This is a genomic window from Pseudomonas coleopterorum (assembly GCF_900105555.1).
GTDB lineage: Bacteria > Pseudomonadota > Gammaproteobacteria > Pseudomonadales > Pseudomonadaceae > Aquipseudomonas > Aquipseudomonas coleopterorum.
In genome coordinates, this window is the sequence record NZ_FNTZ01000001.1 from 2,174,838 (window position 1) to 2,201,407 (window position 26,570).

Consider the following 26,570-nt stretch of genomic DNA (forward strand, 5'->3'; position numbering starts at 1 on the left):
GCGGCCCCAGCGACTTCAATCTACTCTCCGCGTGTCGTGAACGTAGAAGGGGCCGTCATCGCGCTTGACTGAAGATCCCGCGCTGCAATGATTACCTTAGTCCAATAACAGTAACATCATGACATTGCAACCGTTTTGGATGACCCACGCACCGCGTTCACAACCCAGTTAACAACAAAAAGCGCGCTCAAGTTCTGTTCCCAGTCCAAACCTTTTTCAATTCTCTTCCGACTTCTTGGGCATCGGTCCATACACACGATGCTCTTCCTTGTAGCGGAACAGGTTCATCGCTTCCACATATGGATCATCCTCCAGCAATGCCAAGCGGGTATTTTTCTTCACCAGGATCTTCGGCTCGTAACTTTGAAGCGGTTTGACCTTCGGCGCTGGCTGGCCTAGTTCGTAGACGAAGGGGACCGGGGCAATGATCGGCTTCACTTTCGCGTCTGCATTGCGAACTCGCGCGCGAATATGTGGCTGCACCAATCGACGAATCGCGACCTGTTCGCTCGGGTCGAGCTTGGCCAGCATGTCAATGCCGTAGAGTAGGGCGTTCTCCGCCGCAGCTTCCGAGGAGTGGTGCACGGCCGCTTGTTTGTCGCGGTATTGATCGAGCAACTCTTTCCATTCTTCAATCAAGTCGCCGGCCATCTTGCGTGCGCCGGAAGAGCCGGTGTCATCCCAGTAGAAGTTGATGACCTGGGGATCGGTAAGCACATGGGTCAAGCGCAAAGCCTGCTTGGGAACGATACCGTTTCCGCTGCCCTTGAAGCGGCCCCAGACATTGCGGCGATCGTTGGTCTTTTCGATGGCCCCGATCAACTTGCCCAGCTCGCTACGGGTGACGTTCGTCTGCAGGATCTTGTCGATGGCCGCGCGGGGCAGGGCGATCACACCGGGTACACGCAGCGTTTCCCGTGGGTGCTGGCCAACTTTGACCCAGATACTGGTGAGTGCTTCGAACGCCGCTTGTACGGCCTCATCGCCGTAGAGCGTGCGAACTTCTATCGGTTCGTTGCGCACCGCATCCTCAGGCCGGAAATCCAGGCCGAACATGGCATCGACATGGGCTCGATCCCTGACGGCCCGCAGCACTTCGCCCAACTCCATCAACTCGGACTGGAGCCGGTTGACCATGGCGATGGCCGCGCTCGTTTGGCTAAGATGCAGGTCCATACGTTTGTCCAGGTGATGGGCGGATGGCGCATTCTAGCGAGGTACTGTGGTTTTATACAGCCTCTGATGATTTTCGTATCGGAATGATTTAGGTGCTGGTCGATGGAGACAGTGTTTGAAGAAGAGTGAACTACCGGTAAAGCACTGCGCCACATGCGGTCTGCCCTTCACCTGGCGGAAGAAATGGGAAAGATGCTGGGATGAAGTTCGTTATTGCTCGGAGCGGTGTCGACGGCAGAAAAAATCCGCGCCTGCATCGAATCAATAACGGGCATCATCAGCCTGCTACCCGAGCGGTGCTCTGCCGGATCGTCAGCTGATAGGGCAATGTCACATGCCGTGCCGCCAGCGGGCGTTTCTCGATCAGGCTGATCAACATTTCTATCGCCTGCTGGCCGAACTGTTCGGCCGGCTGGGCGATGGTCGTCAGCGGCGGATCGCAGTAGGCGGCCAGTTCGATGTCGTCGAAGCCGGCCAGTGAAACGTCTTGAGGTACGCGCAAGCCCATTTCCCTGATCCGCTTCAAGGCGCCGATGGCCATTTCATCGCTTTCACAGAACAGTGCGGTGGGGCGCTCGGGCCCAGCCAGCAACTGCAGCACACCGTCATAGCCGGCTTTTAGACTGAAATCCCCTGGGCAGATCATTGCCGGGTCGGGTGCGATGTCGGCTTCGCGCAGCGCCGCTTCGTAGCCCGCGCGGCGGTCGTGAGTCAGCGGGCTGTCGGCCGGTCCGTTGATCAAGCCGATGCGTCGGTGGCCCAGGTCGAGCAGGTGCTGGGTGACGGCTTTGGCAGCCGCTCGGTTATCCAGGCTGACGGTTGGATGACGACCGCTCTGCAGCACTTCGCAGGCGTTGACGATGGGCGGCACGTCCGAGAGGTCGCTGGTTGAGGCGAACGGATCGTAGGCGCGCAACTGCAGAACCCCGTCGGCCTGATGGGCGTGTACCAGCTCGGCAAATTCGCGCTCGGTGGCTTCGCAACCCAGGGTGTCGCACAGCAACACGCGATAGCCGGCGGCCTGGGCGGCTTTCTGGGCGCCGCTGATGACGCGGGCAAAAAAGCCGTTGGCAATGTTCGGCACCAGAACGACCAGGTTGAACGTGCGCCGCGAGCGAAACTGCACGGCCATCAGGTTGGGTCGGTAGCCGGCCTGTTCCACAGCGACGTTGACCCGGTCACGGGTCTCGGGCAGCACTCGCTCCGGGGACTTCAAGGTGCGCGATACCGTCGCTACCGAAACCCCGGCCAGGCGCGCCACTTCACGAATGTTCGACAAGTCCACCTCGTTTCTCGGGAATACCAAAGCGAAGCTTACCGCAGTTCGCGGCAGGGTCCGGGACCGATTTTCAGTGGCTGTCCGTTTGACAGAGCCCGGTTTGGCGCCTAGATTCGTGGGATGGATGTAACCGGTTACATCAACTGGTTGCGTATCGTACGTCAGACAGGTACCTGCTTTGAGGCTGGGTTTCATGCACAAGACAGGAATGGGGTTCGTCGGTGGTGGAGAGGGGTCTTTCATCGCCAAGGCACACCGTCAGGCCGCCGCGCTGGACGGACGTTTCGAACTGGTGTGCGGCGCCTTCAGCCGTGATCCCTCGAATAACCGGCGGACGGGCAATGCCTTGGGGCTTCAGCCGGCGCGTACCTACGCGGACTGGCAACAGATGATCGAGGCCGAATCACGCCTGCCCAGTGACCAGCGCATGCAACTGGTGGTGAACGTCACACCCAATCATCTTCATGCCCCGGTCGCTCGGCAGGCCATTCAGGCAGGCTTTCACGTGTTCAGCGAAAAACCCGCCGCCTTGAACCTGGCCGAGTTGCAGGGCCTCGATCGCGTGTTGCTCGGCAGCGATCGCCTGTACGGTCTGGCCCACGTTTACCTGGGTTACCCCATGGTGTGGGAAGCCCGCGAGTTGGTGCGCAACGGCGTGATTGGCAAGGTGCGCAAAGTCATCGTCGAATACCCCCAAGGTTGGCTGAGCCAAGACATCGCCCGCGATGGCAACAAACAGGCCGACTGGCGTGACAACCCGGAACAGTCCGGTATCGGCGGCTGCATCGGCGACATCGGCACCCATGCGTTCAGTCTTGCCGAGTTCGTCGCCGATCAGCAGGTGCACGCCCTCAGCGCCATGCTCGGCTCCCACATCGAGGGCCGCCGGCTGGACGACGATGCCAGCATGCTGTTCAAGATGAGCGGCGGCGCGAGCGGCGTGCTCATTGCCAGCCAGGTCTGCGCTGGGGAAGAAAATCCGCTGAAGATCCGCGTCTACGGTGAGCGCGGCGCACTGGAATGGCGTCAGGAAGAGCCGTCCAGCCTGATTCACCGTTCGCTGGATCAGCCCATGCGTGTCCTGCGCTCGGGCCTCGGGCAGCCGTGGCTCAGCGCGGCTGCCACACGACGGATGCGTCTGCCCGCCGGTCATCCCGAGGGTTACCTGGAGGCGATGGCCAATCTCTACGTGGATTTCGCCGATGCCATCCAGGCTGGTGGCGGCGGCAACCAGGCACCGGGTGTGCCGGGCATGGAGGTGGGTCTGCGTGGAATGGCCTTCATCGAAACCGCCATCGCCAGCCACCGCAGCGATGCCAAGTGGACCGAGTTGGTCTGTCCTCTGCACTCACGGAGCCTTTCATGATGAGCGTTGCAACCGAACACGGCCTGCGTGGGCCGGGCATATTTCTGGCCCAGTTCATGTCCGACCAAGCGCCTTTCGACAGCCTGGCCAACATCGCCAGCTGGGCCGCATCCCAGGGGTACAAGGCCATTCAATTGCCCACGCTGGGCACTCGCTACATCGATCTGGAACGAGCCGCGCACAGTCAGACGTACTGCGACGAACTCAACGCCATTTGCGCAAACGCCGGCGTCCAGATCAGCGAGCTGTCCACCCATCTGCAAGGTCAACTGGTGGCGGTGCATCCGGCTTTCGATGCGGTGTTCGACGAGTTTGCGCCGGTCCACGTGCGCGGTCGGCCCCAGGCCCGAACGCAATGGGCCAGCGACCAGCTCAAGCTTGCTGCCCGTGCCAGCCAGCGGCTGGGTCTGAAAGCCCACGCGCCCTTTTCCGGTGCGCTGCTGTGGCCCTATGTCTACCCGTGGCCGCAGCGGCCAAAGGGTCTGGTCGAACAAGGGTTCGCCGAACTCGCCAGGCGCTGGCTGCCCATCCTCGATTGCTTCGAAGACGCTGGCGTCGACCTGTGCTACGAGATCCACCCCGGCGAAGATCTGCACGATGGTGCTTCGTTCGAGCGTTTTCTGCAGGCGGTCGACCACCATCGGCGGGCCGCAATTCTCTACGACCCCAGCCACCTGCTGCTGCAGCAGATGGACTATCTGGGCTTCATCGACCGCTATCACGCGCGCATCCGCATGTTCCATGTCAAGGATGCCGAGTTTCGTCCCGATGCGCGCGCGGGTGTCTACGGGGGTTATCAGGATTGGGTCGATCGGCCTGGACGCTTCCGCTCCCTGGGCGACGGTCAGGTGGATTTCAAATCGATCTTCAGCAAGTTGACCCAATACGGATTCGATGGCTGGGCCGTGCTGGAGTGGGAATGCTGCCTGAAGGATTCGGCGCAAGGCGCAGGTGAGGGGGCCGCGTTCATCGAGCGCCATATGATCACACGCACCCAACGGGCCTTCGACGATTTCGCCGGGGTGTCTGCCGATGTTCATTCCAACCGGCGATTACTGGGCCTGCCTGAAGACTGAAACCTGCGAGCCTTCGACCGACATCTGCCATAACAATAAAACGGTGAGCGCAATGAAAACCATGAACGCGCGATTGAGCGTGATGATGTTCCTGCAGTTCTTCATCTGGGGTGGCTGGTTCGTCACCCTGGGCACCTTTCTGGCGACGGGACTGGGGGCGAGCGGCGGCCAGATCGGCCTGGCGTTCTCCACGCAATCGTGGGGAGCGATCATTGCCCCGTTCGTCATTGGTCTGATCGCCGACCGCTGGTTCAACGCCGAGCGCATCCTGGCCGTGCTTCACCTGCTGGGCGCGGTGCTGTTGTATCAGCTGTATCGAGCAGCGGATTTCGCCACGTTCTATCCCTATGTCCTGGCCTACATGATTGCCTACATGCCCACCCTGGCCCTGGTGAACTCGGTCGCCTTCCGGCAGATGCAGGATCCGGCGCGGGAATTTTCCCGTATCCGAGTATGGGGCACGATCGGCTGGATCGTGGCCGGTCTGGTCATCAGCATGGTGTTCGCGTGGGATTCGGCGCCAGGCATTGCGGGCGGAGCACTGCGCAATACCTTCCTGATGTCGGCCATCGCCTCTCTGCTGCTCGGTTTCTACAGCTTCACGTTGCCCGCCACCGTGCCCCTGCAAACCAGCGGCGAGCGCCGGGGACTGCGCCAGGTGTTGGGCCTGGATGCACTCGGGTTGCTGAAGGATCGCAGCTATCTGATCTTCTTCCTGGCCTCGATCCTGATCTGCATACCGTTGGCGTTCTATTACCAGAACGCCAACCCGTTCCTGGCCGAGATCGGTGTCGCCAATCCCACGGCAAAAATGGCGATCGGGCAGGTGTCCGAAGTGCTGTTCATGCTACTGCTGCCGTTGTTCATTGCCCGTTTCGGGATCAAGATCGCGCTGCTGGTGGGCATGCTCGCCTGGGTGCTGCGCTACGTGTTGTTCGCCTACGGCAGCGGCGGTGAAGCGGTCGCGCTGCTGCTGATCGGTATCGCGCTGCATGGCGTGTGCTACGACTTTTTCTTCGTCTGCGGGCAGATCTACACCGACGCCAAAACCCCCGAGCGCTTTCGCAGCTCGGCACAGGGGTTGATCACGCTGGCCACCTATGGGCTGGGCATGCTGATCGGGTTCTGGGTAGCAGGGAAGGTGACCGACCACTACGCATCGGGAATGCTGCATGACTGGCGGAGTATCTGGCTGTTTCCGGCCGGGTTCGCAGCCGTGGTGCTTGTAGGGTTTTGCCTGATGTTCCGGCCCGAGCGGCGCGTGCAGGGGTTATGAACGTCAGGGAACAGTCACCCGGCCATTTGCATCAACCAGTCCTGCCGCATCTGCGGCACGGCTTCGACCAGGCGCCGGGTGTAGTCGTCCAGCGGTGCGCTGAGCGCCTCGGCCGTACGGCCGTGCTGAACAATGCGTCCGTCGTGCAGCACGGCGACCTCGTGGGCAATTTCCCTGGCGACGTGCAGGTCATGGGTGATGAACAGATAGGACACGCCTGTTTCACTTTGCAGCCGTCGCAGCAATGCCAACACGTCCAGGGCAACCAGTGGGTCGAGGGCCGAGGTCGGTTCATCGCAGATGATCAGGGCGGGTTCTGCAGCCAGGGCACGGGCGATGCAGACGCGTTGTTTCTGCCCACCGGAAAGGGTGTGCGGAAGTCGCTTCGCAGTGTCCGCAGGCAGGCCGACCTGTTCGAGCAATTCGGCCACGCGCCGTTGCCGTAGCGGTCGGCTCAGCCTGGTGAATGTCTGCACGGCGCGCTCCAGTTGATCGCCGATGCAGAGTCTGGGGTTGAGTGCGTTGTCCGGAATCTGATGGACCATCTGGATCTGTTGCAGATGCTCACGGGTCCGCCGACTCAGGCTTGGGGGCAACGGCTGGCCGTTGAGCGTCATCGACCCGCCCACGTCGCCGAGCAGGCCGCAGATGGCTCTGCCCAAGGTCGACTTGCCTGATCCGGATTCACCGATCAGCGCCAGCGTGCGTCCTTGGCAAAGGCTCAATGAGAGGTCGTCGAGCACCGGTCGCTGCCGGTAACTTGCGGTCAGCGAGCGGATGACCAGCAGCTCAGCTGCTGCGGCATCTGTGCTACCCAAGGTGCGACCCGCGCGCCCGGCGCTGAGCAGATCCTGGGTGTAGCCCTGCGCCGGACGCTGGAGGATCTGCTCGGTGGTGCCATGCTCCACACATCGCCCATGACGCAGCACCATGATCTGGTCAGCCAGTTGTGCGACCACTGCCAGATCGTGGCTGATATAGATCGCCGCAACACCTGCCTGGCGAATCACCTGAGCGATCGCTTGCAGAATCCCCAGTTGGGTGACGACGTCCAGTGCCGTGGTCGGTTCGTCGAAAACGATCAACTGCGGCGAACTGCACAGGGCCATGGCGATCATCGCCCGCTGCAGTTGCCCGCCCGAGACCTGATGAGGGTAGCGTGAAAAGAACGCTTCAGGCTGTGGCAGCGAGAACTGGGCGAACAGCTCCAGTGCCCGCGCCTTGGCGGTTTGTGCGTCCATCAGCCCGTGCAGTTGCGCGGCCTCGATCACCTGGGCTCCGATGGTAAGGGCTGGATTGAACGCCGATCCGGCGGATTGAGCGACGTAGGCAATGCGCTTGCCGCGAATCCGGCGCAACTCGGGCTCCGACAGGTGCAGAAGGTCGCGCCCTTCGAACAGGATACGTCCGCCGGCAACCGCCATGCCTTCGCGCAGATGACCGAGCAGGGCCTGCCCGATGGTCGACTTGCCTGCCCCCGATTCGCCAATCAAGCCCAGTACTTCGCCTGCCTCGAGGCTGAAGCAGACGTCGTCGACCAACAGCCGTCCAGGCTCGCCCTTGGCAGCGATTCGCAGCTGCTCGACACGCAACAGCGGCGCCGTTGCAACCGGAGTGAAATCAACCATGGTTGCGCGCTCCCCATTGGCGGGTGTTGGTCCCCAGCAGCCAGTCGGCCAGGCTATTGATGCACAGCGCCAACGCGGCGATCGCCGCGCCGGGTACCAGCGCTGCCCAGACCCCGAACAGGACACCGTCCTTGTTGTCCCTGGCCAGTCCGCCCCAGTCGGCGGTGGGTGGCTGGATACCGAGACCCAGGAACGACAGCGCGGAAAGAAACAGCAGAATGAACACGAACCGCAGAGCGAACTCGGCAATCAGGATCGGCAACGCATTGGGCAGGATCTCCCGCAACAGAATCCAGCCCAGGCGCTCGCCGCGCATGCGCGCCACATCGATGAACTCCATGGCGGCGATGTCCACGGCCACGGCGCGGGCCACGCGCAGGATACGGGTGGCCTCCAGCACCCCGAGCACCAGAATGATCACACCCAGGGTCTTGGGCAGCGTTGCCAGAATGACCAACGCCAGAATCAGCGTCGGTATGGCCATGAGCACATCGTTGACCCGCGAGATCAGTTGGTCGATCCACCCCCCTGCAGCACCGGCGATGAAACCCAGCGTCGTGCCACACACGAAGGCCACCACCGCCGCAGCGGCGGTCACCGACAATGACGTGCGCGTACCCCAGATCAACCGTGACAGCAGGTCGCGACCCAGGTTGTCGGTGCCCAGGGGGGCCAGCGCCGACGGCAGGTCCCATGCGGAGCCGATCACCTGATCGGGGGAGTGAGGCGCCAGCCAGGGCGCGAGGAGGGCGACGACCACGAACAGGATCAGGCCGACGATGCCGGGCAGGTGAACGATTCTTGGAGCGGGCATGGACTAGTTTCCGTGGCGTAGACGGGGATTGGTCAACAGCGCAATCACATCGGCGAACAGATTGAGCAGGATGTAGATGGCTGCCAGGACCAACGCACAGCCCTGCACGACAGGCACGTCGCGCTTGGCGATGCTGTCGACCAGGTATTGGCCCAGGCCGGGATACACGAAAACGTTCTCCACGATCACCACACCCACCATCAAATAGGCCAGGTTCAACACGATGACATTGATGATCGGTCCCCAGGCGTTGGGCAGCACATGGCGCCACAACACCCGCATCGGCGAGAGGCCCTTGAGCACGGCGGTGTCGACATAGCTGCTGCGCTGGGCGCTGAGCAATGCTGCGCGGGTCATGTTGCTCATGTGACCGAGCACGGCCAGCACCAGCGTGGCACCGGGAAGCACGATCGCCAGCAACCGCTCCGACAACGGCATGCCCAGTTGCACGCTGCTGTTGCTGGGCAGCCAGGCAAGGGTCATGGAGAAGACGAAGATCAGCAGATAACCCGAGAAAAACTCCGGCAAGGCCACGGTCATACGACTGAACAGGTTCAGCAGTCCGTCGATCCAGCCACCGTGAAAACGGACTGAAACCAGACCCATGAGCAGCGCCAGGGGCACCGCCACCAGCGCCGTGCTGCCGGCCAGGAACACGGTGTTCTGCAGCCGTTCCGAGAGCGCGACGGAAATGTTTTCCCGTGAAGTCAGGCTGATGCCGAAATCGCCCTGCAGGATTCCGCCCAGCCAGTGCAGATACCGCCAGCCCGCCGGCTGATCCAGCCCCAGTTGCAGCTTCAGCGTCTGAATGGCCGCAGGGGTCGCGGATTGACCGAGGATCGCGGTGGCGGTATCGCCGGGCAGCAGGTTCAGGCCGATGAAGATCAACAGCGAAGTGGCCAGCAGCATCGCCAGGCCGACCGCCAACCGTCGCACGATCAGGCTTGTTAAGAGGCTTTGCCCTTCTGCGCCTACGCTAACCGGCAATGTCGCAGGCATGATGGCTATCCTTCCAGCCAGACTTTTTCGGCGGCGCGGTTGCCGCTCAGCGGCACCCCAGGCACCGACTTGAAGCCCTTCACATTGCTGCGCGTGGCCGCCAGCGCGTCGGCGTACAGCGGGATGACTTCACTGCTCTGATCCACCAGCATCAGCTGGATGTCATGGTAGATCTGGCGGCGCTTGTCTTCATCGGTTTCGCCGCGCGCAGCCTTGACCAGTTGATCGAACGCCGGGACCCGCCAGGCCGATTCGTTCCACGGCGCATTGCTGGTGAACACCATGGACAGCAGGGCATCGGCAGTGGGCCGCGCGCCCCAGTTGGAGGTGCAGAATGGCTTCTTCAGCCAGGTATCGGTCCAGAAGGCGTCGTTCGGTACGCGCTCGATGGCCAGGGGAATGCCGGCTTTTTGCGCCGACTGCTGATACAACTGAGCGGCATCCACCGCCCCCGGAAAGCCGGCGTCTGCCGCGTGCAGCGTGAGCGGTCCGGCGAAGCCCGCCTTTTGCCAGTGGAAGCGCGCGCGATCGGGATCGTAGGGACGCTGCGGAATGTCCTTGGCGAAATACCGGTTCGAGGGGAAGACCGGGTTGTCGTTGCCCACCGAGCCATAGCCGCCCAGCACCGTGTCGATCAGCTGTTGCCGATCCACGGCGTACTTGAGCGCCAGTCGCCCATCAAGGGAATCGAACGGCGCGACATTGGCCAGGCCCGGCAGCGTGAAGATCTGGCTGTCCTTGTCGCGGATCAGCTGGATCGACGGCATCTTTTCGATGCGACCGACAATGCGTGGGTTGACCCGATTGATGATCTGCACCGAACCGCTGACCAGCGCCGCCACCCTTGCGGTCGAATCATTCATGGCCAGGGTTTCGACCGAATCGACGTGGCCGCGGGAAGGGTTCCAGTGATTGGGATTGCGCCTGACCAACATGCGCACCCCCGGCTGGAAGTTTTCCAGGATGAAGGCCCCGGTACCGATGGCTTTTTCGAAAGGTTCGTTTTCGGCAGTGATCACGAAATGGACCGCCGAAAGCAATGCGATGAACTCGACGTTCGGATCTGCCAGCGTGATGGTGACTTCGTGCTCGGCGCTGGCCCGCAGGTCCGTGACCGGCTCCAGATACACCTTGACGGGCGACGACGATTTCTCGTCGCGGTGGTGATTGAGCGACCACACGACGTCCTTTGCGCTCAACGACCGGCCGTCATGGAATTGCACGCCTTTACGGATGTTCAACACCCATTTGCGGCCACCGTCGGCGCTGGACCAGGATTCGGCGAGTGAGGGAACTATGGCTCCGGTGTCATCGACTTCCACCAGCGCGTTGAACAGCTGGCTGCCGGTGACGTACATCCAGCTTTCGAACCAGAAGGCAGGGTCGAGGCGGTCGGTGGTGGAGGCGTTGTCCAACCCGACCACCAGATGCCCGCCTTTTTTCGGTTCCAGGCTGTCCTGTGCGAAGCCTCGCAAAGGCCAGGCAGAGGCCATCGCCGCCGTCATGGCCGCCGCACCGGTGCCCTTGATGAAAGAACGACGATCAAACATGCAAGGCATCCTGTGCAGCGGGGGCAAGGTCAGCGTCGACCAGGGCGCTCGACAGCGCGTGAATGTGTTCCGGGCCGATGCCACAGCAACCGCCGACGATACTTGCCCCTTGGGCGACCCACTCCTGAGCCCAACGCAGATAGTTGCCTGGCTCGGTGTCCCGCCGCATCGCACTGAGGCCGACGTTGGCCCCACGTTTCTGATCCGAAGGTTCGAAGGCGTTGGCATAGATGCCCAGCGCGGAATTGCTCTGGGTGCCCGCTTCGAGCAGGGCCGCACTCATGACTTCAGGCGGGCTGCAGTTGAACAGAATGGCCGCCGCGTTCAGCTGCGTCGCAGCCGCGACGGCTGCAGTGATGCTTTCCCCGGAGCGCAGTTGAGCTTTGCCCTGAGTATTGAGTGCATCATCCAGGGTGAAGGAAAACCAGCGCGGACGTGGGTCGTCCTTGAGCAGATCGGCGACCAGCCGCACCTCGGCAATGGAACTCTGGGTCTCGGCCAGCCACAGATCGACCTGATCACTCAAGGCATCGATCAGCACCTGAAGAATCCTGGCCGCCTGCACCGGCTCGAACAGATCCGGACGATACGAGCCCAGCGCAGGAGGTAACGACCCCGCAACCCGAACGCTCTGCGCGCTGGCATCGGCCGCATCGCGAGCGATGGCACCCGCCAGGCGCGCCAGGGCCGCCCCATCGCGTTCGAAGCGCGCATCGCCGATGTGAAAAGGCACCACGGCGTAGCTGTTGGTCGTGATGATCTGCGCACCGGCCTCGATGAAAGCGTCGTGGGCCTGCCGCACATATTCAGGTGCCTCGATCAACGCCAGTGCCGACCATTCCGGCTGCCGAAACGGTGCGCCATTGCGCGACAACTCACGGCCCATGCCGCCGTCAAGAATTTGAAGCTGTTTGGCCATTGTTGGTATCCGAGATCCAGATAAGAAGTAGGTCGGTCCTGCAGCACTGGAAGATAAGTGCTGTATTAACGCGTAGGGCTCCGACACAAAGAGCAGCGATAGTGTGTTGAAGCCGCCGGCATTCAAGGCGTGCTTAGATTGAATAGAAATATAAATGCTGCTGCAACTTCCGTGGTGGAATAGCGAGCTGGGTTTTAGCTATATATTGAAGTACTGTTTGCTGAGCAACAGTGATTCAACACGTTGTGATTTAGCGGATCATATTTTCGCTATTAAGGATTGGGGTCCGACCACTGCGCTATCCCACGCAGGCTCTTCCGGAAACCGTACGACCAGAAAGTCCAGCATCGCGCGCAATACCGCCGATACATGCCGACGAGACGCATAAACGGCATGGATGCTCAACGTCATGGGCTGGTAGTCGGGCAGCAGGGCGACCAACTCTCCTGTGCGAACAAGGGGCGCTGCCAGGTAGGTCGGCAACAGCGCGACGCCTGACCCACACAAGGCGGCCTGCAAGGTCGTGACGGAGTCGTTGGTGCTGACATTGCCACTGACCGCAACACTGCTGGGCTCCCCGTCGCGAGTGAAGTGCCACAGGCTGCTACCGTGATAGGAATGCGTCAGGCAGTTATGCAGTGAAAGGTCTTCGATCGTTTTAGGCTCCATGTGGGTTTTCAGATAGCTGGGCGCGGCACAGACCACCGAGCGGCAGGTGGTCAGCCGCCGGGCGATGAGGTTGGGGTCGAGCTCGTTGGTGATGCGAATCGCCAGATCCACGCGCTCGTCGACCAGATTGACCGTGCGATCGAGCAGTTGCATGTCGATCCGTACCTTGGGGTAGCGTGCGACGAATTCGGTGATGGCCTGGGTAAGCTGGGCCTGTCCGAACGAGGTGCTGGCCGTGATGCGCAGCAGTCCTTCGGGCTCGTCTTCGGGATGAGTCGCGATCGCCTGCATGTCCTCGGCCAGGTCAAGCATTCGTCGGCACAGTGGCAGCATTTGCGCCCCCACCGCGGTCAGGGTCAGGCGCCGCGTCGTGCGGTGCATGAGCCTGGCCCCTGTCCAGTCCTCGAGCTCGGCCAGAAACCTGGAAATCACCGGCCGGGAGAGCCCGAGCTTATCGGCGGCAGCCGTCTGACTGCCGCAGTCCACGACCGTGACGAAGGCTTGCATCGCCAACAACTTATCCATGATTAGGTCTATTTCCCGAAACAAATATGCAGCAAATCTACTGTTTTTCGAGCGATGAATCTCATCTAACCTCCATCCCCCCTTAACCTTCGAGATGGAATGTCCATGATCCACTTCATCGCACGACGTGTGTTTGCCAGCCTGATCCTGCTGGGAGGCGCAGGCGCAGGCGCAGGCGCGGTCCTGGCCGCAGAACCTCTGCGCGTAGAGGTCTACAATCCGGGCCCGGAGGCGATTTTTCCAGTGTCCTCGGTAATCGTCACCGGCGAGAAAGAAGCCGTTTTGGTTGACGCACAATTTGCCCGGCCGCAGGCCGAAGAACTGGTCAAACGCATCCGCCAGAGCGGGAAAACACTGACTGCCATCTACATCAGTCACGGCGATCCCGATTACTACTTTGGCCTGCAAACCATCACCGAGGCCTTTCCCAAGGCAAAAGTGCTAGCGACTGCGCAGACCGTCGCGCACATCAAGCAAACCAAGGACAGCAAGCTGGCCTATTGGGGGCCTCAAATGGGGGACGGCGCTCCAGGCAAAGTCATCGTGCCGCACGTGCTGGAAGGCAACCGTCTCGAACTGGAAGGTCGACAGCTGCAAGTCATCGGCCTGGACGGCCCGCAACCCGAGCGTACCTTCGTCTGGATACCGTCAACCAGAACGGTACTCGGCGGTGTCGTGCTTTCCAACAACATCCACGTCTGGATGGCCGACACACAAAGTGCGAAATCCCACGCCGACTGGCTGGCCACGCTAACCCATATCGAGAAACTCCAGCCTGTGACCGTCATCCCTGGCCACTTTCTGCCCGGTGAACGCAAGGCAATCGACGCGGCACGCTTCACGGCGGGCTACATAAAAACCTTCGATGCCGAGACAGTCAAAGCCAAGGACTCCAGCGCATTGGTCGCCGCGATGAAGGCGCATTACCCGGCGTTGGGCGATGAGTCGTCACTGGAACTCGGCGCCAAGGTCGCCAAGGGGGAGATGAAGTGGTAGTTGGCCTGCAGGCAGTATGCGGTTGAAATGGATGTCACCGACCAGGCATCCATCGACGCCGCCATGGCAGCGGTGGTCACGCAGGTCGGCAAGCTGGACATCAAAGACAAGATCAACGTCAATGCCATCGCCCCCGGAGTCGTGGACGGCGAGCACTGGGATGGTGTCGATGCCTTGTTCGCCAAGCACGAGAACCGTCCTCTGGGCGAAAAGAAACGCCTGGTTGGCCTCGAAGTTCCCTTCGGCCGAATGGGCACGGCCGAAGACCTGGTCGGGATGGCGGTATTCCTGGCCGGCCCGGAGAGCGATTACATCGTTGCGCAAACTTACAACGTCGACGGTGGCAACTGGATGAGTTGACCGTCCCGCGGACGGCAGCGTCTGCCTGGGGCTGAGCCTGCCCGCCGAACATCCGGTGCGCATGATCTTCGGGTTATTCGCGGCTGTCCGTATCCACCCTTATCTCCACCGACATACCCGGCCGCAGGCGCTCGAACAGCGGCTGATCACGATCGATGGCGATGCGTACACCCAGGCGCTGGGGCACCTTGACGAAATTACCGGTGCCGTTGTCGGCGGTCATTGCCGAGAATTCCAGGCCGGTGGCCGGTGCCATCCGCTCAACGATGCCGCTGAACGTCGTGCCGGGAAGGGCATCGACCTCGAAATGCGCGGTCTGACCGGGGGTGATGCCATGAGTCTGCGCTTCCTTGTAGTCGGCAATCACCCAGCGGTCCGTCTCCACCAGACTGAACAATGCAGTGCCGGCGCCGACGTAGCGGCCGACATGGGATTCGACACGGCCGAGCTGACCGTCGGCCGGCGCCACGATTCGTGTCCTGGAGAGCTGTATCCGGGCCGAGTCCAGCGCCGCTTTGGCCTGCTGCACTTTGGCACTCAACCCCTGTGCCGCCACCTCTTGGGTACGCACGTCGGCGCGCGCCACCTTGATATTGGCCTGCGCTTCGGCAAGCGCGCCTTTGGCACTGCGCAACGCCGCCAGCGCGGTGTCCCTCTCCTGGATGGACACCCCACCTTCCTTGACCAGCGCTTCGCTACGGGCGTAATCCCCCTGGGCGCGAAGCAATTCTGCATTGGCGGTGCCGAGTGCCGCCTGCCGTGCGCTCAAGGTCGCCACGGCAGACGCTTGAGACTGGGCGTTGTTGGCTAGGTCGCTCTTGGCGGCGTCGAGGTCGGCGACCGCCTGCTCGACACTGGCGGCGTAACTGGCAGGGTCGATCTGCGCCAGCAACTGGCCTTCGTGGACAGTTTCATAGTCCTTGACCAGCACGTTGGTGAGGTGCCCGGAGACCTCCGGTGCCAGAGTCGTGACATAGCCACGCACGTAAGCGTTATCGGTGTAGGGACCGTCATCGCTGAAGGGAAAGAAACGCCATATGTAGAGCACCAACGTCACCGCCAGCAACGCAACCAGGGCAATTGCACCGAGCTGGATCAGGCTGGGCTTGGCAGGCTTCCAGGTACCGTCGGACGACTCGGACGGTGACGATTCGGAAGGAGAGTCCTTGCTCACGTGGGTTTCCTCTTTTGATGGCGATCGGAGTAGCTGGAATAAGCGGCGGCGGCTAGCACCACCAGTGTGGCGGCCAGTGCAATCACCAATACCAGGCGAAAGCTGTTCAGGTAGCCGATCACACTGGCCTGTCGGCTCACCTCGCTGGTCAGTGTGGAAAGCGCTGACGGATCGACGCGCGGATCGGTTGCGCTCAGGCGATTGGCATAACCGGAGATCGCATAACGTTGCGTTGCGTACTGGACGCTGTTCAGCAGGGCCGAGCCAATCACACTGCCCAGGTTCTGCGTCGCGGCGAAAATCAACACGGTCGGCACCAGTACCTGCGGACCCTGTTTCAGCACCTGCGAGACGCTGTAGAGCAGCGCCGGGCCGACGAACAGCGTGGCACCGAAGCCGATCAGGCACTGGGACACGATCAGATCCTGCGGGCGAACCGAACCGTTGCTGAAGCACGCCAGCAGCGCGCCCATGGCAATGCAGCCCAGCGCGGCGACCATCTGATACAGCAACGAACGCGGATTCAACGTCGCCAGCATGATCACGATGCCTGCCAGCATCGCCACGGACACCCAGCCAAACAGGGCATGGTACTGATCGTTGTTGAGGCTGCGCAGGGCGAACAGGCCAGGCACGCTAGTGGTCTGCACGGCCAGCGAAACACGTTCCAGCAGCGCGATACCCATGAACGTGCAGATATGGCGATTGCTCAACCAGCCGATGTCGATCTCGGGACGCTTGCGGCACGCCTCGACCAGCAAGGCTGTACCGATAGTCAACACAGCGCCCAGCATCAGCTCGCCAACGAACGGAGCATCGTTCCACCAATAGGTGGACGCGGTAGCCAGCGCGCATCCCAACATGACGGCGCCACACGCCACGAACACGCCCGTGATCAGGTCTACCCACTCGAAGGTCCTGATGCGGTAGGTAGGTGGTAACGGATTCAGGGCCAGGATCACGATCTGCAGGACAGGTATCAGCAGCACCAACAGACGCAGAGTGGTGTTGCCGTCGGCAATGAGAAAGTCGACCGGCACCAAGCGCGCCAGTGGCTGAGCCAACTGGACACAGGCGATGGGCGTCGCCACCGCCAGAATCCGTTTGCTCTGGGGCAGCGCCGACATCAGGTAATAGACACTTGAAGCCACCGCCGTCGAGGTGGCCAGCCCGTTCGCAGCGCGGGACAGTATGGCGGTGGTCAGATTGGCGAACAGCACATCCGCCGCCGCGGCCAGCGCGTAGAGCCCCAGGGCGCCGAACAGCATGAGCGGCAAACCGAACTGCTGCCGCCCCTTGATCACGAACAGGTTGCTGCAGGCACCCACACCGACGAACACCCCGGTGAGCCAGACCATCTCGGCCGAATACGCCGAATAGCCGCCGGCCAGCTGCGCCAGGTTTTCGGTGATCAAGCTGTTGCCGAACGTGCCTGACAGGCTCATCAGCAGCGCAACGATCACATAGGCCACCCGACGGCCAAGGGTGTGCGGCGGAAGATAGGGCGCACCGGCAACGTTCGGGCGCTGGTCCTCGGTGAAATGATAAGCGTGGTCAGTGGACATGCAGGTGGGCTTCGGGAACTTGAACGATCTGAACTTTGGTTCAGCTGAAGCGATTTAGTTCGGGGCGGTGTGGCTGCCGGTGCGCGGCGGAACGTCGCGTGCCTTGAAATAGCTGAAACGGTTCTTCCTGGCAGGGGTCACTTTGATACACGGCAATTCGGAATCCGACTCATGAACAGTACACCGCAGAACAGTTTGCACCCTGCCATCTTTGTCGATGCTCAAACCCTGCGTGCGCAGGCTCAGCTTCTGGTCGCCGAAATGAGCGAAGACGAGAAGTTTTCCTGGTTGTCCGGCCCGATGGCCATTCCCGTGGGCGATACGCAGAAGCCTGCGGGTGCGATTGGCTCCGCCGCTTATTACCCAGCCATCCCTCGCTTGGGCATTCCGGCCATGCAGCAGGCTGACGCGAGCCTTGGCATCAGTAACATCGGTAACGTGCGTCCAGGCGATCACGCCACCGGCCTGCCCAGTTCACTGGCCCTGGGTGCGTCTTTCAACACCCAGTTGGCCTATGAAAGCGGCGCTCTGGTCGGCCGCGAAGCGCGCGCGAAAGGATTCAACGTGCAATTGGCGGGCGGCATCAATCTGATCCGTGAGCCACGCTGCGGCCGAAACTTCGAATACGTTTCCGAGGATCCACTGCTCTCCGGTGTAATCGGGGGCCATTCGGTCGCCGGCATCCAGGCGCAGGGTGTGGTGTCCACGGTGAAGCATTTCATCGCCAACGGGCAGGAGACTGGGCGAGTGATGGTCAGCTCCAATCTGTCGGAGCCTGCCATGCGCGAATCGGACCTCCTTGCGTTCCAGATCGCCATCGAGTTGGGTAGCCCTGGCGCGGTGATGCCGGGATATAACCTGATCAACGGCGACTACGCGTCGGAGAACGAGTTTCTTCTGAACCATGTACTCAAGGGGCAGTGGCATTACCCAGGTTGGGTGATGTCTGACTGGGGCGCGACCCATTCCACCGTCAAGGCCGCGCTGGCCGGGCTCGATGTGCAGTCGGGTGCCAACCTGGACGACCAGGAGTATTTCGGCCAGGCTCTGCGCGACGCAGTCACAGACGGCCGGGTGCCGCAGTCGCGTATCGACGACATGGTCACCCGGATCCTCACCAGCCTGCTGGCAGTGGGAATCCTCGATCAGGACGAGACCAAGCCGAAACCTCAGCCGATCGATTTCAGCGCTCACAAGCTGATCGCACAACGTCAGGCCGAAGAAGGCATCGTACTACTGAAGAACGATGCCGGGTGGTTGCCGATCCCGCTGAAGCGCAAACGGATACTGGTCATCGGTGAGCACGCTGACCACGGTGTGCTCTGTGGCGGCGGATCTTCGGCCGTCACGCCGCTGGGCAGCCTGAAGAAGGAAGGCACTACGATCATGGGTGTGGGTGTGGACAAGGTCTATCAACCTGCTCCTTTGGTCGCCGCTATTGCCGAGGAGAGTTCAGCCGAGGAGGTGACCTTCCTCGACGGCAGCGACATTGATCTGGCGGTGTTCGAGGCCGGCCGCAGCGACGTGGTGATCGTATTCGCTCAGGAGTGGCGTTCCGAAGGCCTGGATGCCGTAGGGCTCGGTCTGCCGGGTCACCAGGACGCACTGATTGGCGCGGTCGCAGCGGCAAACAGAGCTACCGTCGTGGTCATTCAGTCCGGCGGGCCGGTGCTCATGCCCTGGAAAGATGAGGTGGGTGCGATTCTGGCGGCGTGGTACCCAGGTTCAGGCGCCGCGGCTGCCATTGCCAGGGTGCTGTTCGGCAGGGTCAATCCCTCTGGCCGTCTGCCGCTGACCTTCCCAGCCAGCGAAGCCCAATTGCCCAGACCCGAGCAGATAGACCCCGAAACCACCACCTCCAACCCAGGTATGCCGCGCAAGGGCGGCATCATTCCGATCGATTACGACATTGAAGGTTCGGATGTCGGCTATCGCTGGTTCGCGCGCGAGGGGCTCAAGCCATTGTTCCCATTCGGGTTCGGGTTGTCCTATACCCAGTATGAGATTTCCGGCCTGAACGTGGCGTACGGGGAGCACATCAAGGCGTCTGTGCAGGTCATGAACAGCGGCAAGCGGGCGGGCAAGTTGGTCGTCCAGTGCTACGTGGCCAAGCTGGGCGAAGAAGGCTTCGTCCACAGGCTGGCGGGGTTCGCCAAAGTCGACCTGGCTGCCGGGCAGCACAGTATTGTCGAGCTGGAACTGGAGCCTCGGGTGTTCGCCAGGTACGAGGAAGGACCTGATGGAGGTTGCTTCAAGATAGGCAAAGGCACTTATCGGGTATGGGCTGCACAGCATGCCGAGGCAGAGGATGCCTATCAGGATATTGTAGTGGACGAGGACCGTTTCATCGCGCCTTGAGGCGCGGCAGGACTGAGAAGAACCGCCTTGAACAGGCGGTTCTTATTGCCGGCTCGACCTGATTGTCAAAGTGCTACGTCGGTATGTTTCCCATCGATCAACCGTTGAATGCCCAACGGGTTGGCGTTTTGCAGCGCCGGTGGCAGCAGGGCGTCCGGGTAATTCTGAAAGCAGATCGGGCGCAGGAACCGATCAATGGCCAATGTCCCCACCGACGTCCCGCGCGCGTCCGACGTCGCTGGGTAGGGTCCGCCATGCACCATGGTGTCAGTCACTTCAACCCCGGTGGGGTAGCCATTCAATAGAATCCGGCCAACTTTCTCCTGCAAAAGCTCGGTCAGCCATCGGTATCTCAACAGTTCATCGGCCTCACCGATAACGGTGGCGGTCAATTGCCCACGCAGACCATCGAGCGCAGCACCGAGTTGCGCATCATCGGCGGCTTCGATGACGATCGTGGCGGGCCCGAATACTTCTTCTTGAAGCAGTTCATCACGCTCCAGCAGCAGGCTAACGTCCGCTTTGAACAAGTGTGGCTGGGCCTGTCTACCCTGTTGCGGACTGCCCGCCAGCTGTTTTACGCCTGAGTGGGCCAGCAAGTGTTGCAGTCCCTTGCCGTAGCTTGCCAAAGCACCGACATTGAGCATGGTCTGAGCCGGTTGCCTCTTCATTTGCGCCGTGAAGCACTCAAGGAAGGCGGTGAAACCGGCTGATTGCACACCGATGATCAATCCCGGATTCGTGCAAAATTGCCCGCACCCCAAGGTGACCGAACCCGCAAGTTCGCTGGCGATGGTCTCGCCACGGGCATTTAGCGCCTCGGGAAGAATGATCACCGGGTTGATGCTCGACATTTCCGCAAAGACCGGAATCGGCTGGGAACGCTCCGCAGCCATCTTGCACAAGGCATTGCCACCTTTGAGAGAGCCGGTAAACCCCACAGCTTTGATGGACGGGTGCTTGACCAGCCATTCACCAACGCCTCCGCCATAGATCATATTGAACACTCCGGCAGGCATATCGGTGCGCTGCGCGGCACGCATGATCGCGTCCGCGACCCATTCGGCGGTGGCCATGTGGCCGCTGTGGGCCTTGACCACCACCGGGCAGCCCGCCGCCAGCGCAGAAGCGGTGTCCCCGCCAGCCGTGGAGAAGGCCAACGGAAAGTTGCTCGCGCCGAACACGGCAACCGGCCCCACAGCGATTCGGAACTGGCGCAGTTCTGGACGGGGCAATGGTTTTCGATCCGGGAGGGCGCGGTCTATGCGCGCCCCGTAAAAGTCCCCTCGTCGCAGCACGTTGGCGAACAGCCGCATTTGCCCGCTGGTGCGGCCACGCTCACCTTGTATACGCCCGGTGGGTAACGCCGTCTCCCGGCACACGGTGGCGATGAAATCCTCACCCAAGGCGTCCAGTTCGTCGGCGATTGCATCCAGGAAGTCGGCGCGCCGGGAGGCGGGCAGATTACGATAGCGCAGGTAGGCATCGGCGGCGGCTTTGGCAGCCGCGTCGACTTCCCCTTGCGTGGCCTGTGTGAAATGGCCTGGCAGCGCCTCGTCCGTGGTCGCATCGAAACTTTGCAGCTGCACGCCGCCGGCGCCCAGTCGCTGTCCGCCGATGTAGTTCAGACCGATAATCCGGGTCATGTCAGGGCTCCTGATTTGATGATTGGGGACGTGTCGAAAACCGCTTCGGAACGCGGCACCGTGCCCTGCCGAGCGGTGGTGGCCGGATTGTCGAAGCGCACTCGAAGTCTCAAGTGATCGCACCGATCTGCCATGGCACAAACTCGTTCTGGCCGTAGCCATGCTGTTCGCTTTTGCTTTTGTCACCCGAGGCGATCCGCAGCATCATCCGGAAGATGTACTCGCCACGTTCTTCGATGGTCATGGAACCGTCGGCAATCCCGCCGCAGTTGACGTCCATGTCTTCTTCCTGGGTTTCCCAAAGACGACTGTTGGTGGCCAGCTTGATCGAGGGCGAGGGGGCACAGCCATACGCCGAACCGCGCCCGGTGGTAAAGGCAATCAGGTTGGCCCCGCCTGCGACCTGGCCGGTGGCCGAGATAGGGTCATAGCCGGGCGTGTCCATGAACACCAAGCCGTGTGCCTTGACCGTTTCCGCGTATTCGTAGACATCCACCAGGTCGGTGGAGCCTGCCTTGGCCACCGCTCCCAGGGACTTTTCCAGAATCGTGGTCAAACCACCGGCCTTGTTGCCTGCTGAAGGATTGTTGTTCAGCTCGGCATCCATACGCTTGCAATAGGCTTCCCACCACTGAATCCGTGCGATGAGCTTTTCTCCGACGCTTCGACTTACGGCACGGCGGGTCAGCAGGTGCTCGGCGCCATACACCTCTGGTGTCTCCGACAGAATGGCGGTGCCTCCTGCGGCCACCAGACGATCGACTGCATTGCCCAATGCGGGGTTGGCCGTGATACCGGAGTATCCATCCGATCCACCGCACTGCAGGCCGACGACCAAGTGCTTGGCGCTGACTGGCTCGCGGTTGACCTGGTTGGCTTCGGCCAACAGCGACTTGACCTGGGCGATGCCGCTGGCAATGGTTTTGGACGTGCCGCCTGTGCCCTGAATGGTGAATGTACGCAGCGAATCGCTGCTGGTCAGGCCCTGGGCCGCCAGCAGATCCGGAATCTGGTTGGTCTCGCAACCCAGGCCTATCATCAGCACCGAGGCGAAGTTGGGGTGAACGGCATACCCGCCCAGCGTCCTGCGCAACATGGCCAAGGCCTCGCCACCGGGGTCCACCGCGCAGCCCACACCGTGGGTCAGTGCGACGACGCCGTCGACATTGGGGTACTCGATCAATGCTTCCGGGTGGATGTCGCGGCGGAAATAGTCGGCAATGGCCCGTGCCACGGTCGCCGAGCAGTTGACGGATGTCAGGATGCCGATGTAGTTGCGTGTCGCCACGCGGCCATCGGCGCGTACGATTCCCATGAACGTTGCTTCTGTAGGCAAGGGTCTGCCTTTGGCGTCGACACCGAAGGCATAATCCCGAGAGAAATCGCCCATGACCACGTTGTGGACGTGCACGTGTTGTCCGGCGGAGATTGGCTGACTCGCGAAACCGATGATCTGCCCGTAACGGCGCACTGGCTGACCCACGGCTATAGGCCGAGCCGCCACTTTGTGTCCAGAAGGCACAGGCTCCAACACCTCGATACCTTCGTTGAGCACCAGACCTTTGACCAGCGGTTGCCGCGCAATCAACACATCGTCCAGCGTGTTAAGTCTTATCACGGCATTGGCAGCAGTTTCGCTGCCTGTTGTAGTTATGAGTTGCATCACGGTTGCCTCGCTTTTGCAATGGGCGCAATGGGAATGGAGCCTGCAGGGCAGCTCACGCCAATCCACGCTCGCGATAATCGATAAGGCTGGAGAAAAGCATTAATCCCGACGCCATGACCACGAAGAAAATCAGTGCCAGGAAGTACGAGCCGGTGTATTGCACGATCAAGCCGATCAAAATGGGTACGATCACGCCGACCATGTTCCCGCAGAAGTTCATGCTTCCGCCAAGCACGCCGGCTTTGGACTGGCCGCCGAGGATGGCTGGCAGGCACCAGTACATGCCGCACCAGCGAATGAAGAACAGCGCCACGCACAGCAGCGAAATCACGGTCAGCGCGTCGCTGCTGTAAGCCACGGCGAGAATGCAGATGGCGGCAATCGCTGCAGAACCTGCGAACATGCTGCGCATGACGGTATTAGGTTGGCCGCCGGCCGCTTTCCATTTGTCGGAGATCCAGCCGCCGAACAATTCGCCGATGAAACCGCACATGAAGATCAGAAAGGTCGCACCGCCCATGGCCTTGATGTCTAGGTTATGAGCTTTGTGCAAGTAGCTCGGCATCCAGGTGAGCAGCCCGTAGAACACGCTGTTGTAGCAGGCATACCCGGCAAACATGGCCAGCACCGAACGGCTTTTGAGCAGTTCCTTGAGGACCGCTTTGCGCCCACCCGTGGCTTCTCGGGCCGCTTCATTGGCCTCGGTAATGTAAGCCAGCTCTGCGGCGTTTACCTTGGGGTGTTCACTTGGATGGTTTCTGATGTACCACCAGGCCCATATCCCGGCGACCATGGTGCCAACGCCGGCAATGACGAACGCGATGCGCCACGAGTCGAGCCAGGTGATCAATCCTGCGATCAGAATGGCGCCGAACGCAGTACCCAGTGGTGCGCCGCCATCGACCAGGGTTGCGCCGCGCCCACGCTCGTTGGGCGTAAGCCAGGCACCGTTGAGCTTGGCTCCGGCGGGCATGATCGGCGACTCGGCGACGCCCAGCCCGATACGCGTGATCAGCAAGGTGACCCAATTGTGTGCGGCGCCTGCAAGGGCCTGGAAAAGTCCCCAGCCAACGGTTGCGATGCCGACGATGTTGCGGGTCTGAAAGCGGTCGAGCAGCATACCGCCAGGAATCTGCATCAATGCATACGACCAGAAAAACGCACTGAGCATCAATCCCTCAAGCGCCGGCGTCATGTTGAAATCAGCGGAGATCAGCGGCAGCGCCACCGACAGCGAGGCGCGGTCGATGTAGTTGATCGCCGAGAGGAGTAGTAGCAGCAGGAATATCCGCCAGCGCACCGTGGTTGGACGTGCACTCGCCGCATTCGTCGATGCAGCAGCCGTAGCGACCTGTACATTGCCAGTGGTCATATTCATCTCACTCTTATGTTTATTATGAAATGCGTTATTTGCAGGTGGCCCCCTCAGGGACTTCTACCCGTCACAGTGATTTCACGTCGCCAACGCTGAACGCCGAGGCGGCAACGTCGATGGTATTAACCAGAGGTTTGCCGAACTCGTTCATGCTGACTTCGAAGCGATCGCCCGGCTGGGTTTTCACATTGTCCGCTACGGACAGGGTAGCCGTGCCGAAGAAGTGCACATGCACATCCCCCGGACGCAGGAACTGGTTGTACTTGAAATGGTGATACTCAAGGTTCGTCAGGCTGTGGCACATGTTGTCCTCGCCACTGAGGAATTCTTTTTCCCATAACACCTTGCCATCGCGCCAGATCCGGCTGGTACCGACCAAGTCGCGGGGTAATTCACCTACACGCAGCTCGGGCCCATAGGCGCAGTTACGCAACTTCGAATGCGCCAGATACAGGTAGTTGCGACGCTCCATGACGTGGTCCGAGAACTCGTTGCCCAATGCGAAACCCAACCGGTATGGCTTGCCGTCTTCACCGATCACGTAGAGGCCGGTCAGCTCAGGTTCCTCGCCCGCATCCTCGGCGAAGGGAGGTGACTGGAAGGCCTGGCCTGGACGTACCACGATCGAGCCGTCGCCCTTGTAGAACCATTCAGGCTGAGCGCCGACGGTACCGGCTGCCGGGCGGCCACCGTCGATACCCCATTGGAACATCCGTGCCGTGTCAGTCAGTGCGGCCTGATCGTCAAGCTTGTTCTGGTGCATCTTGTCGCGAGTCGAAGCGCTACCCAAATGCGTGAGGCCAGTGCCACTGATCAGGCAGTGAGCCGGGTCTTCATGGTCCAGTGGCGGCAGCACACGGCAGGCCTCCAGCAGCTGGGTATAACTTTCTGCACCCAGCGCGGTGCCCACGCTCTGTATTTCCTGCTGCAGGCTACGGCCGTTGGCGATCGCGGCCAGAGCCAGGGTGCGAGTACTGGCAGTACCTTTGATGACTTGGATCGAGTCACCTTCGACCGCGCCCACGCGGCGTTCGCCGGAGGCATCTTCAAACTGGATCAAGCGCATGGTGAGTCCTTGATTTGTTGTTATCGTTGGGCCCACTTTAAATTTCCATGACCTTGTTGCCTAATGAGAGTTACGACCCTAGCGATAACTTTTAGGTATACCCATGCTCCCGTCCGTTTCAACGATCGTCTCTCGCCTGCGGCTCAAACAACTGAGACTGTTGATTGCTCTCGACGAGCATGGCTCTGTGCGCAAAGCTTCCGAAATCATGGCGTTGTCGCAACCGGGCGCCACCAAAGCATTGCAGGAAATCGAGGCCGTCTTCGGCTCTAGCCTCTTCGAACGCACCAGCAAAGGTCTGGAGGCCAACGATCTGGGGCGCTGCGTCATTCGCTATGCGCGTTTGATCCACACCGATCTGGAGCATCTTCGCGAAGAAATGGTCGGGATCCTAAAAGGGCAAGGCGGCCGCCTGGCCATCGGCACGATCATGGGGGCTGTGCCGGCGCTGGTAGATAGCCTGGGACGATTGCGTGAAAAACAACCGGAGCTGTCGATCAGCATCGTCGAGGACACCAGTTCGCGACTATTGAGCTTGCTGGATCAGGGGAGGTTAGACGTCGCGATCTGCCGAACCAGCGTGAGCCCACGCCCTGGTGCCTATACGACGCGCTTCCGCGCCCAGGAATCTCTGGTAGTAGTCACCAGCCCTGCCCATCGCCTGGCGCATGCGCAGGATCTGCAATTGGCCGACCTGATGGACAGCCGCTGGGTCGTCTTCCCGGTGAACATGCCCATGCGCTTGACACTGGAGCGAGAGTTTCGTCAGGTAGGCCTGAGTTTCCCGCTCTACGCGATCGAAACCTCTTCGACGTTCACGACGTTATCTTTGTTGCTCAAAGACCCCAACCTGGTGGCCGTGATGCCAAACGACGTCGCCCAAACAGCGCTGGACCACGGCATGTTGGTCAAGCTGGCGCTGACCATCGAATCAACTAGCGAGCCTTATGAGATCGTCACCCGGGCCAACGTTGAATACACGGCCTCGATGGTCTTGCTGATTGAGGAGATGACCGGGGCGGGTTTGCGCTGACCCTTCAGGAAGGTTCGCCGGGCGTGATCCAGAACATTGCTAGAAATGATCTTG

The 26,570-nt window shown here is 61.2% G+C and carries 21 protein-coding genes and 1 pseudogene; 8 read left to right on the plus strand and 14 right to left on the minus strand.

Going from position 1 to position 26,570, the window contains the following annotated elements; genetic code table 11:
- Nucleotides 1-216: 216 nt before the first annotated feature.
- On the minus strand, nucleotides 217-1,176 hold the full coding sequence (locus BLV18_RS09785; protein WP_090358110.1) for a DNA replication terminus site-binding protein: 960 nt from the start codon (nucleotides 1,174-1,176) through the stop codon (nucleotides 217-219).
- A gap of 115 nt (nucleotides 1,177-1,291) precedes the next feature.
- Here BLV18_RS09785 and BLV18_RS09790 point away from each other — a divergent pair, with 115 nt between their 5' ends.
- Nucleotides 1,292-1,444: a DUF2256 domain-containing protein gene (locus BLV18_RS09790; protein ID WP_082484398.1), complete on the plus strand. Its 153-nt coding sequence runs from the start codon at nucleotides 1,292-1,294 to the stop codon at nucleotides 1,442-1,444.
- Between the two features lie 9 nt (nucleotides 1,445-1,453).
- On the opposite strand, the gene BLV18_RS09795 is transcribed toward BLV18_RS09790, so the two are convergent.
- Entirely contained in the window at nucleotides 1,454-2,455 is a 1,002-nt protein-coding gene (locus BLV18_RS09795; protein ID WP_090358112.1) for a LacI family DNA-binding transcriptional regulator, read from the minus strand.
- A 193-nt stretch (nucleotides 2,456-2,648) separates the two neighbouring features.
- On the opposite strand from BLV18_RS09795, the gene BLV18_RS09800 reads away from it, so the two are divergent.
- From BLV18_RS09800 to BLV18_RS09810, 3 genes are read left to right on the plus strand one after another with little or no spacing between them, the layout of a single operon-like run.
- Nucleotides 2,649-3,821, plus strand: a complete 1,173-nt coding sequence (locus BLV18_RS09800) for a Gfo/Idh/MocA family protein (RefSeq protein ID WP_090362179.1) — start codon at nucleotides 2,649-2,651, stop codon at nucleotides 3,819-3,821.
- A complete protein-coding gene (locus BLV18_RS09805) occupies nucleotides 3,818-4,897 on the plus strand; it encodes a sugar phosphate isomerase/epimerase family protein (protein ID WP_090358114.1) in 1,080 nt (359 codons plus the stop codon). The genes BLV18_RS09800 and BLV18_RS09805 overlap by 4 nt, the downstream gene beginning before the upstream one ends.
- Before the next feature lie 52 nt (nucleotides 4,898-4,949).
- On the plus strand, nucleotides 4,950-6,173 hold the full coding sequence (locus BLV18_RS09810) for a nucleoside permease (RefSeq protein WP_090358116.1): 1,224 nt from the start codon (nucleotides 4,950-4,952) through the stop codon (nucleotides 6,171-6,173).
- Between the two features lie 14 nt (nucleotides 6,174-6,187).
- Here BLV18_RS09810 and BLV18_RS09815 read toward each other — a convergent pair whose 3' ends face one another.
- From BLV18_RS09815 to BLV18_RS09840, 6 genes are all read right to left on the minus strand, one after another.
- Nucleotides 6,188-7,801, minus strand: a complete 1,614-nt coding sequence (locus tag BLV18_RS09815) for an ABC transporter ATP-binding protein (RefSeq protein ID WP_090358118.1) — start codon at nucleotides 7,799-7,801, stop codon at nucleotides 6,188-6,190.
- Entirely contained in the window at nucleotides 7,794-8,615 is an 822-nt protein-coding gene (locus tag BLV18_RS09820; protein WP_090358120.1) for an ABC transporter permease, read from the minus strand. Before BLV18_RS09820 ends, BLV18_RS09815 begins: the two co-directional genes overlap by 8 nt.
- 3 nt (nucleotides 8,616-8,618) lie before the next feature.
- The gene (locus BLV18_RS09825; protein WP_090358122.1) at nucleotides 8,619-9,614 is read right to left on the minus strand and encodes an ABC transporter permease; all 996 of its coding nucleotides are present in this window, start codon (nucleotides 9,612-9,614) and stop codon (nucleotides 8,619-8,621) included.
- A gap of 5 nt (nucleotides 9,615-9,619) precedes the next feature.
- Nucleotides 9,620-11,164 (minus strand): ABC transporter substrate-binding protein, encoded by a 1,545-nt coding sequence (locus BLV18_RS09830; RefSeq protein ID WP_090358125.1) that lies wholly within the window; start codon nucleotides 11,162-11,164, stop codon nucleotides 9,620-9,622.
- Nucleotides 11,157-12,083, minus strand: a complete 927-nt coding sequence (locus tag BLV18_RS09835) for a homocysteine S-methyltransferase family protein (protein WP_090358127.1) — start codon at nucleotides 12,081-12,083, stop codon at nucleotides 11,157-11,159. Before BLV18_RS09835 ends, BLV18_RS09830 begins: the two co-directional genes overlap by 8 nt.
- Before the next feature lie 258 nt (nucleotides 12,084-12,341).
- A complete protein-coding gene (locus BLV18_RS09840) occupies nucleotides 12,342-13,277 on the minus strand; it encodes a LysR family transcriptional regulator (RefSeq protein ID WP_090358128.1) in 936 nt (311 codons plus the stop codon).
- Nucleotides 13,278-13,382: 105 nt separating this feature from the next.
- Between BLV18_RS09840 and BLV18_RS09845 the strand changes: the two genes are divergently transcribed.
- Nucleotides 13,383-14,273, plus strand: a complete 891-nt coding sequence (locus BLV18_RS09845; RefSeq protein WP_090358130.1) for an MBL fold metallo-hydrolase — start codon at nucleotides 13,383-13,385, stop codon at nucleotides 14,271-14,273.
- A 57-nt stretch (nucleotides 14,274-14,330) separates the two neighbouring features.
- A pseudogene (locus BLV18_RS09850) lies at nucleotides 14,331-14,633 on the plus strand (SDR family oxidoreductase); the annotation flags it as partial.
- 73 nt (nucleotides 14,634-14,706) lie between these two features.
- Here the strand turns inward: BLV18_RS09850 and BLV18_RS09855 are convergent.
- Entirely contained in the window at nucleotides 14,707-15,807 is a 1,101-nt protein-coding gene (locus BLV18_RS09855; RefSeq protein ID WP_167375929.1) for an HlyD family secretion protein, read from the minus strand.
- On the minus strand, nucleotides 15,804-17,372 hold the full coding sequence (locus BLV18_RS22345; protein ID WP_167375930.1) for an MFS transporter: 1,569 nt from the start codon (nucleotides 17,370-17,372) through the stop codon (nucleotides 15,804-15,806). Before BLV18_RS22345 ends, BLV18_RS09855 begins: the two co-directional genes overlap by 4 nt.
- Nucleotides 17,373-17,543: 171 nt before the next feature.
- On the opposite strand from BLV18_RS22345, the gene BLV18_RS09860 reads away from it, so the two are divergent.
- Complete coding sequence (locus BLV18_RS09860; RefSeq protein ID WP_090358135.1) at nucleotides 17,544-19,730, plus strand: beta-glucosidase; 2,187 nt, start codon at nucleotides 17,544-17,546, stop codon at nucleotides 19,728-19,730.
- 65 nt (nucleotides 19,731-19,795) lie between these two features.
- On the opposite strand, the gene BLV18_RS09865 is transcribed toward BLV18_RS09860, so the two are convergent.
- The 4 genes from BLV18_RS09865 to araD1 form a co-directional block, all read right to left on the minus strand.
- On the minus strand, nucleotides 19,796-21,376 hold the full coding sequence (locus BLV18_RS09865) for an aldehyde dehydrogenase (NADP(+)) (protein ID WP_090358137.1): 1,581 nt from the start codon (nucleotides 21,374-21,376) through the stop codon (nucleotides 19,796-19,798).
- Between the two features lie 109 nt (nucleotides 21,377-21,485).
- Complete coding sequence (locus BLV18_RS09870; RefSeq protein WP_090358140.1) at nucleotides 21,486-23,039, minus strand: UxaA family hydrolase; 1,554 nt, start codon at nucleotides 23,037-23,039, stop codon at nucleotides 21,486-21,488.
- A 55-nt stretch (nucleotides 23,040-23,094) separates the two neighbouring features.
- A complete protein-coding gene (locus BLV18_RS09875; protein WP_090358143.1) occupies nucleotides 23,095-24,414 on the minus strand; it encodes an MFS transporter in 1,320 nt (439 codons plus the stop codon).
- A gap of 70 nt (nucleotides 24,415-24,484) precedes the next feature.
- Entirely contained in the window at nucleotides 24,485-25,483 is a 999-nt protein-coding gene (araD1, locus tag BLV18_RS09880) for an AraD1 family protein (RefSeq protein WP_090358145.1), read from the minus strand.
- Nucleotides 25,484-25,586: 103 nt separating this feature from the next.
- Here araD1 and BLV18_RS09885 point away from each other — a divergent pair, with 103 nt between their 5' ends.
- Nucleotides 25,587-26,516: a LysR family transcriptional regulator gene (locus tag BLV18_RS09885; protein ID WP_090358148.1), complete on the plus strand. Its 930-nt coding sequence runs from the start codon at nucleotides 25,587-25,589 to the stop codon at nucleotides 26,514-26,516.
- Nucleotides 26,517-26,570: the final 54 nt, after the last annotated feature.

Excerpts from the sequence above, each read along its gene's own strand:
- BLV18_RS09785 (WP_090358110.1), bottom strand. The coding sequence starts at position 1,176 with ATGGACCTGCATCTTAGCCAAACGAGCGCGGCCATCGCCATGGTCAAC.
- BLV18_RS09800 (WP_090362179.1), top strand. The coding sequence starts at position 2,649 with ATGCACAAGACAGGAATGGGGTTCGTCGGTGGTGGAGAGGGGTCTTTC.
- BLV18_RS09805 (WP_090358114.1), top strand. The coding sequence starts at position 3,818 with ATGATGAGCGTTGCAACCGAACACGGCCTGCGTGGGCCGGGCATATTT.
- BLV18_RS09810 (WP_090358116.1), top strand. The coding sequence starts at position 4,950 with ATGAAAACCATGAACGCGCGATTGAGCGTGATGATGTTCCTGCAGTTC.
- BLV18_RS09815 (WP_090358118.1), bottom strand. The coding sequence starts at position 7,801 with ATGGTTGATTTCACTCCGGTTGCAACGGCGCCGCTGTTGCGTGTCGAG.
- BLV18_RS09820 (WP_090358120.1), bottom strand. The coding sequence starts at position 8,615 with ATGCCCGCTCCAAGAATCGTTCACCTGCCCGGCATCGTCGGCCTGATC.
- BLV18_RS09825 (WP_090358122.1), bottom strand. The coding sequence starts at position 9,614 with ATGCCTGCGACATTGCCGGTTAGCGTAGGCGCAGAAGGGCAAAGCCTC.
- BLV18_RS09830 (WP_090358125.1), bottom strand. The coding sequence starts at position 11,164 with ATGTTTGATCGTCGTTCTTTCATCAAGGGCACCGGTGCGGCGGCCATG.
- BLV18_RS09835 (WP_090358127.1), bottom strand. The coding sequence starts at position 12,083 with ATGGCCAAACAGCTTCAAATTCTTGACGGCGGCATGGGCCGTGAGTTG.
- BLV18_RS09840 (WP_090358128.1), bottom strand. The coding sequence starts at position 13,277 with ATGGATAAGTTGTTGGCGATGCAAGCCTTCGTCACGGTCGTGGACTGC.
- BLV18_RS09845 (WP_090358130.1), top strand. The coding sequence starts at position 13,383 with ATGATCCACTTCATCGCACGACGTGTGTTTGCCAGCCTGATCCTGCTG.
- BLV18_RS22345 (WP_167375930.1), bottom strand. The coding sequence starts at position 17,372 with ATGTCCACTGACCACGCTTATCATTTCACCGAGGACCAGCGCCCGAAC.
- BLV18_RS09860 (WP_090358135.1), top strand. The coding sequence starts at position 17,544 with ATGAACAGTACACCGCAGAACAGTTTGCACCCTGCCATCTTTGTCGAT.
- BLV18_RS09865 (WP_090358137.1), bottom strand. The coding sequence starts at position 21,376 with ATGACCCGGATTATCGGTCTGAACTACATCGGCGGACAGCGACTGGGC.
- BLV18_RS09870 (WP_090358140.1), bottom strand. The coding sequence starts at position 23,039 with ATGCAACTCATAACTACAACAGGCAGCGAAACTGCTGCCAATGCCGTG.
- BLV18_RS09875 (WP_090358143.1), bottom strand. The coding sequence starts at position 24,414 with ATGACCACTGGCAATGTACAGGTCGCTACGGCTGCTGCATCGACGAAT.
- araD1 (WP_090358145.1), bottom strand. The coding sequence starts at position 25,483 with ATGCGCTTGATCCAGTTTGAAGATGCCTCCGGCGAACGCCGCGTGGGC.
- BLV18_RS09885 (WP_090358148.1), top strand. The coding sequence starts at position 25,587 with ATGCTCCCGTCCGTTTCAACGATCGTCTCTCGCCTGCGGCTCAAACAA.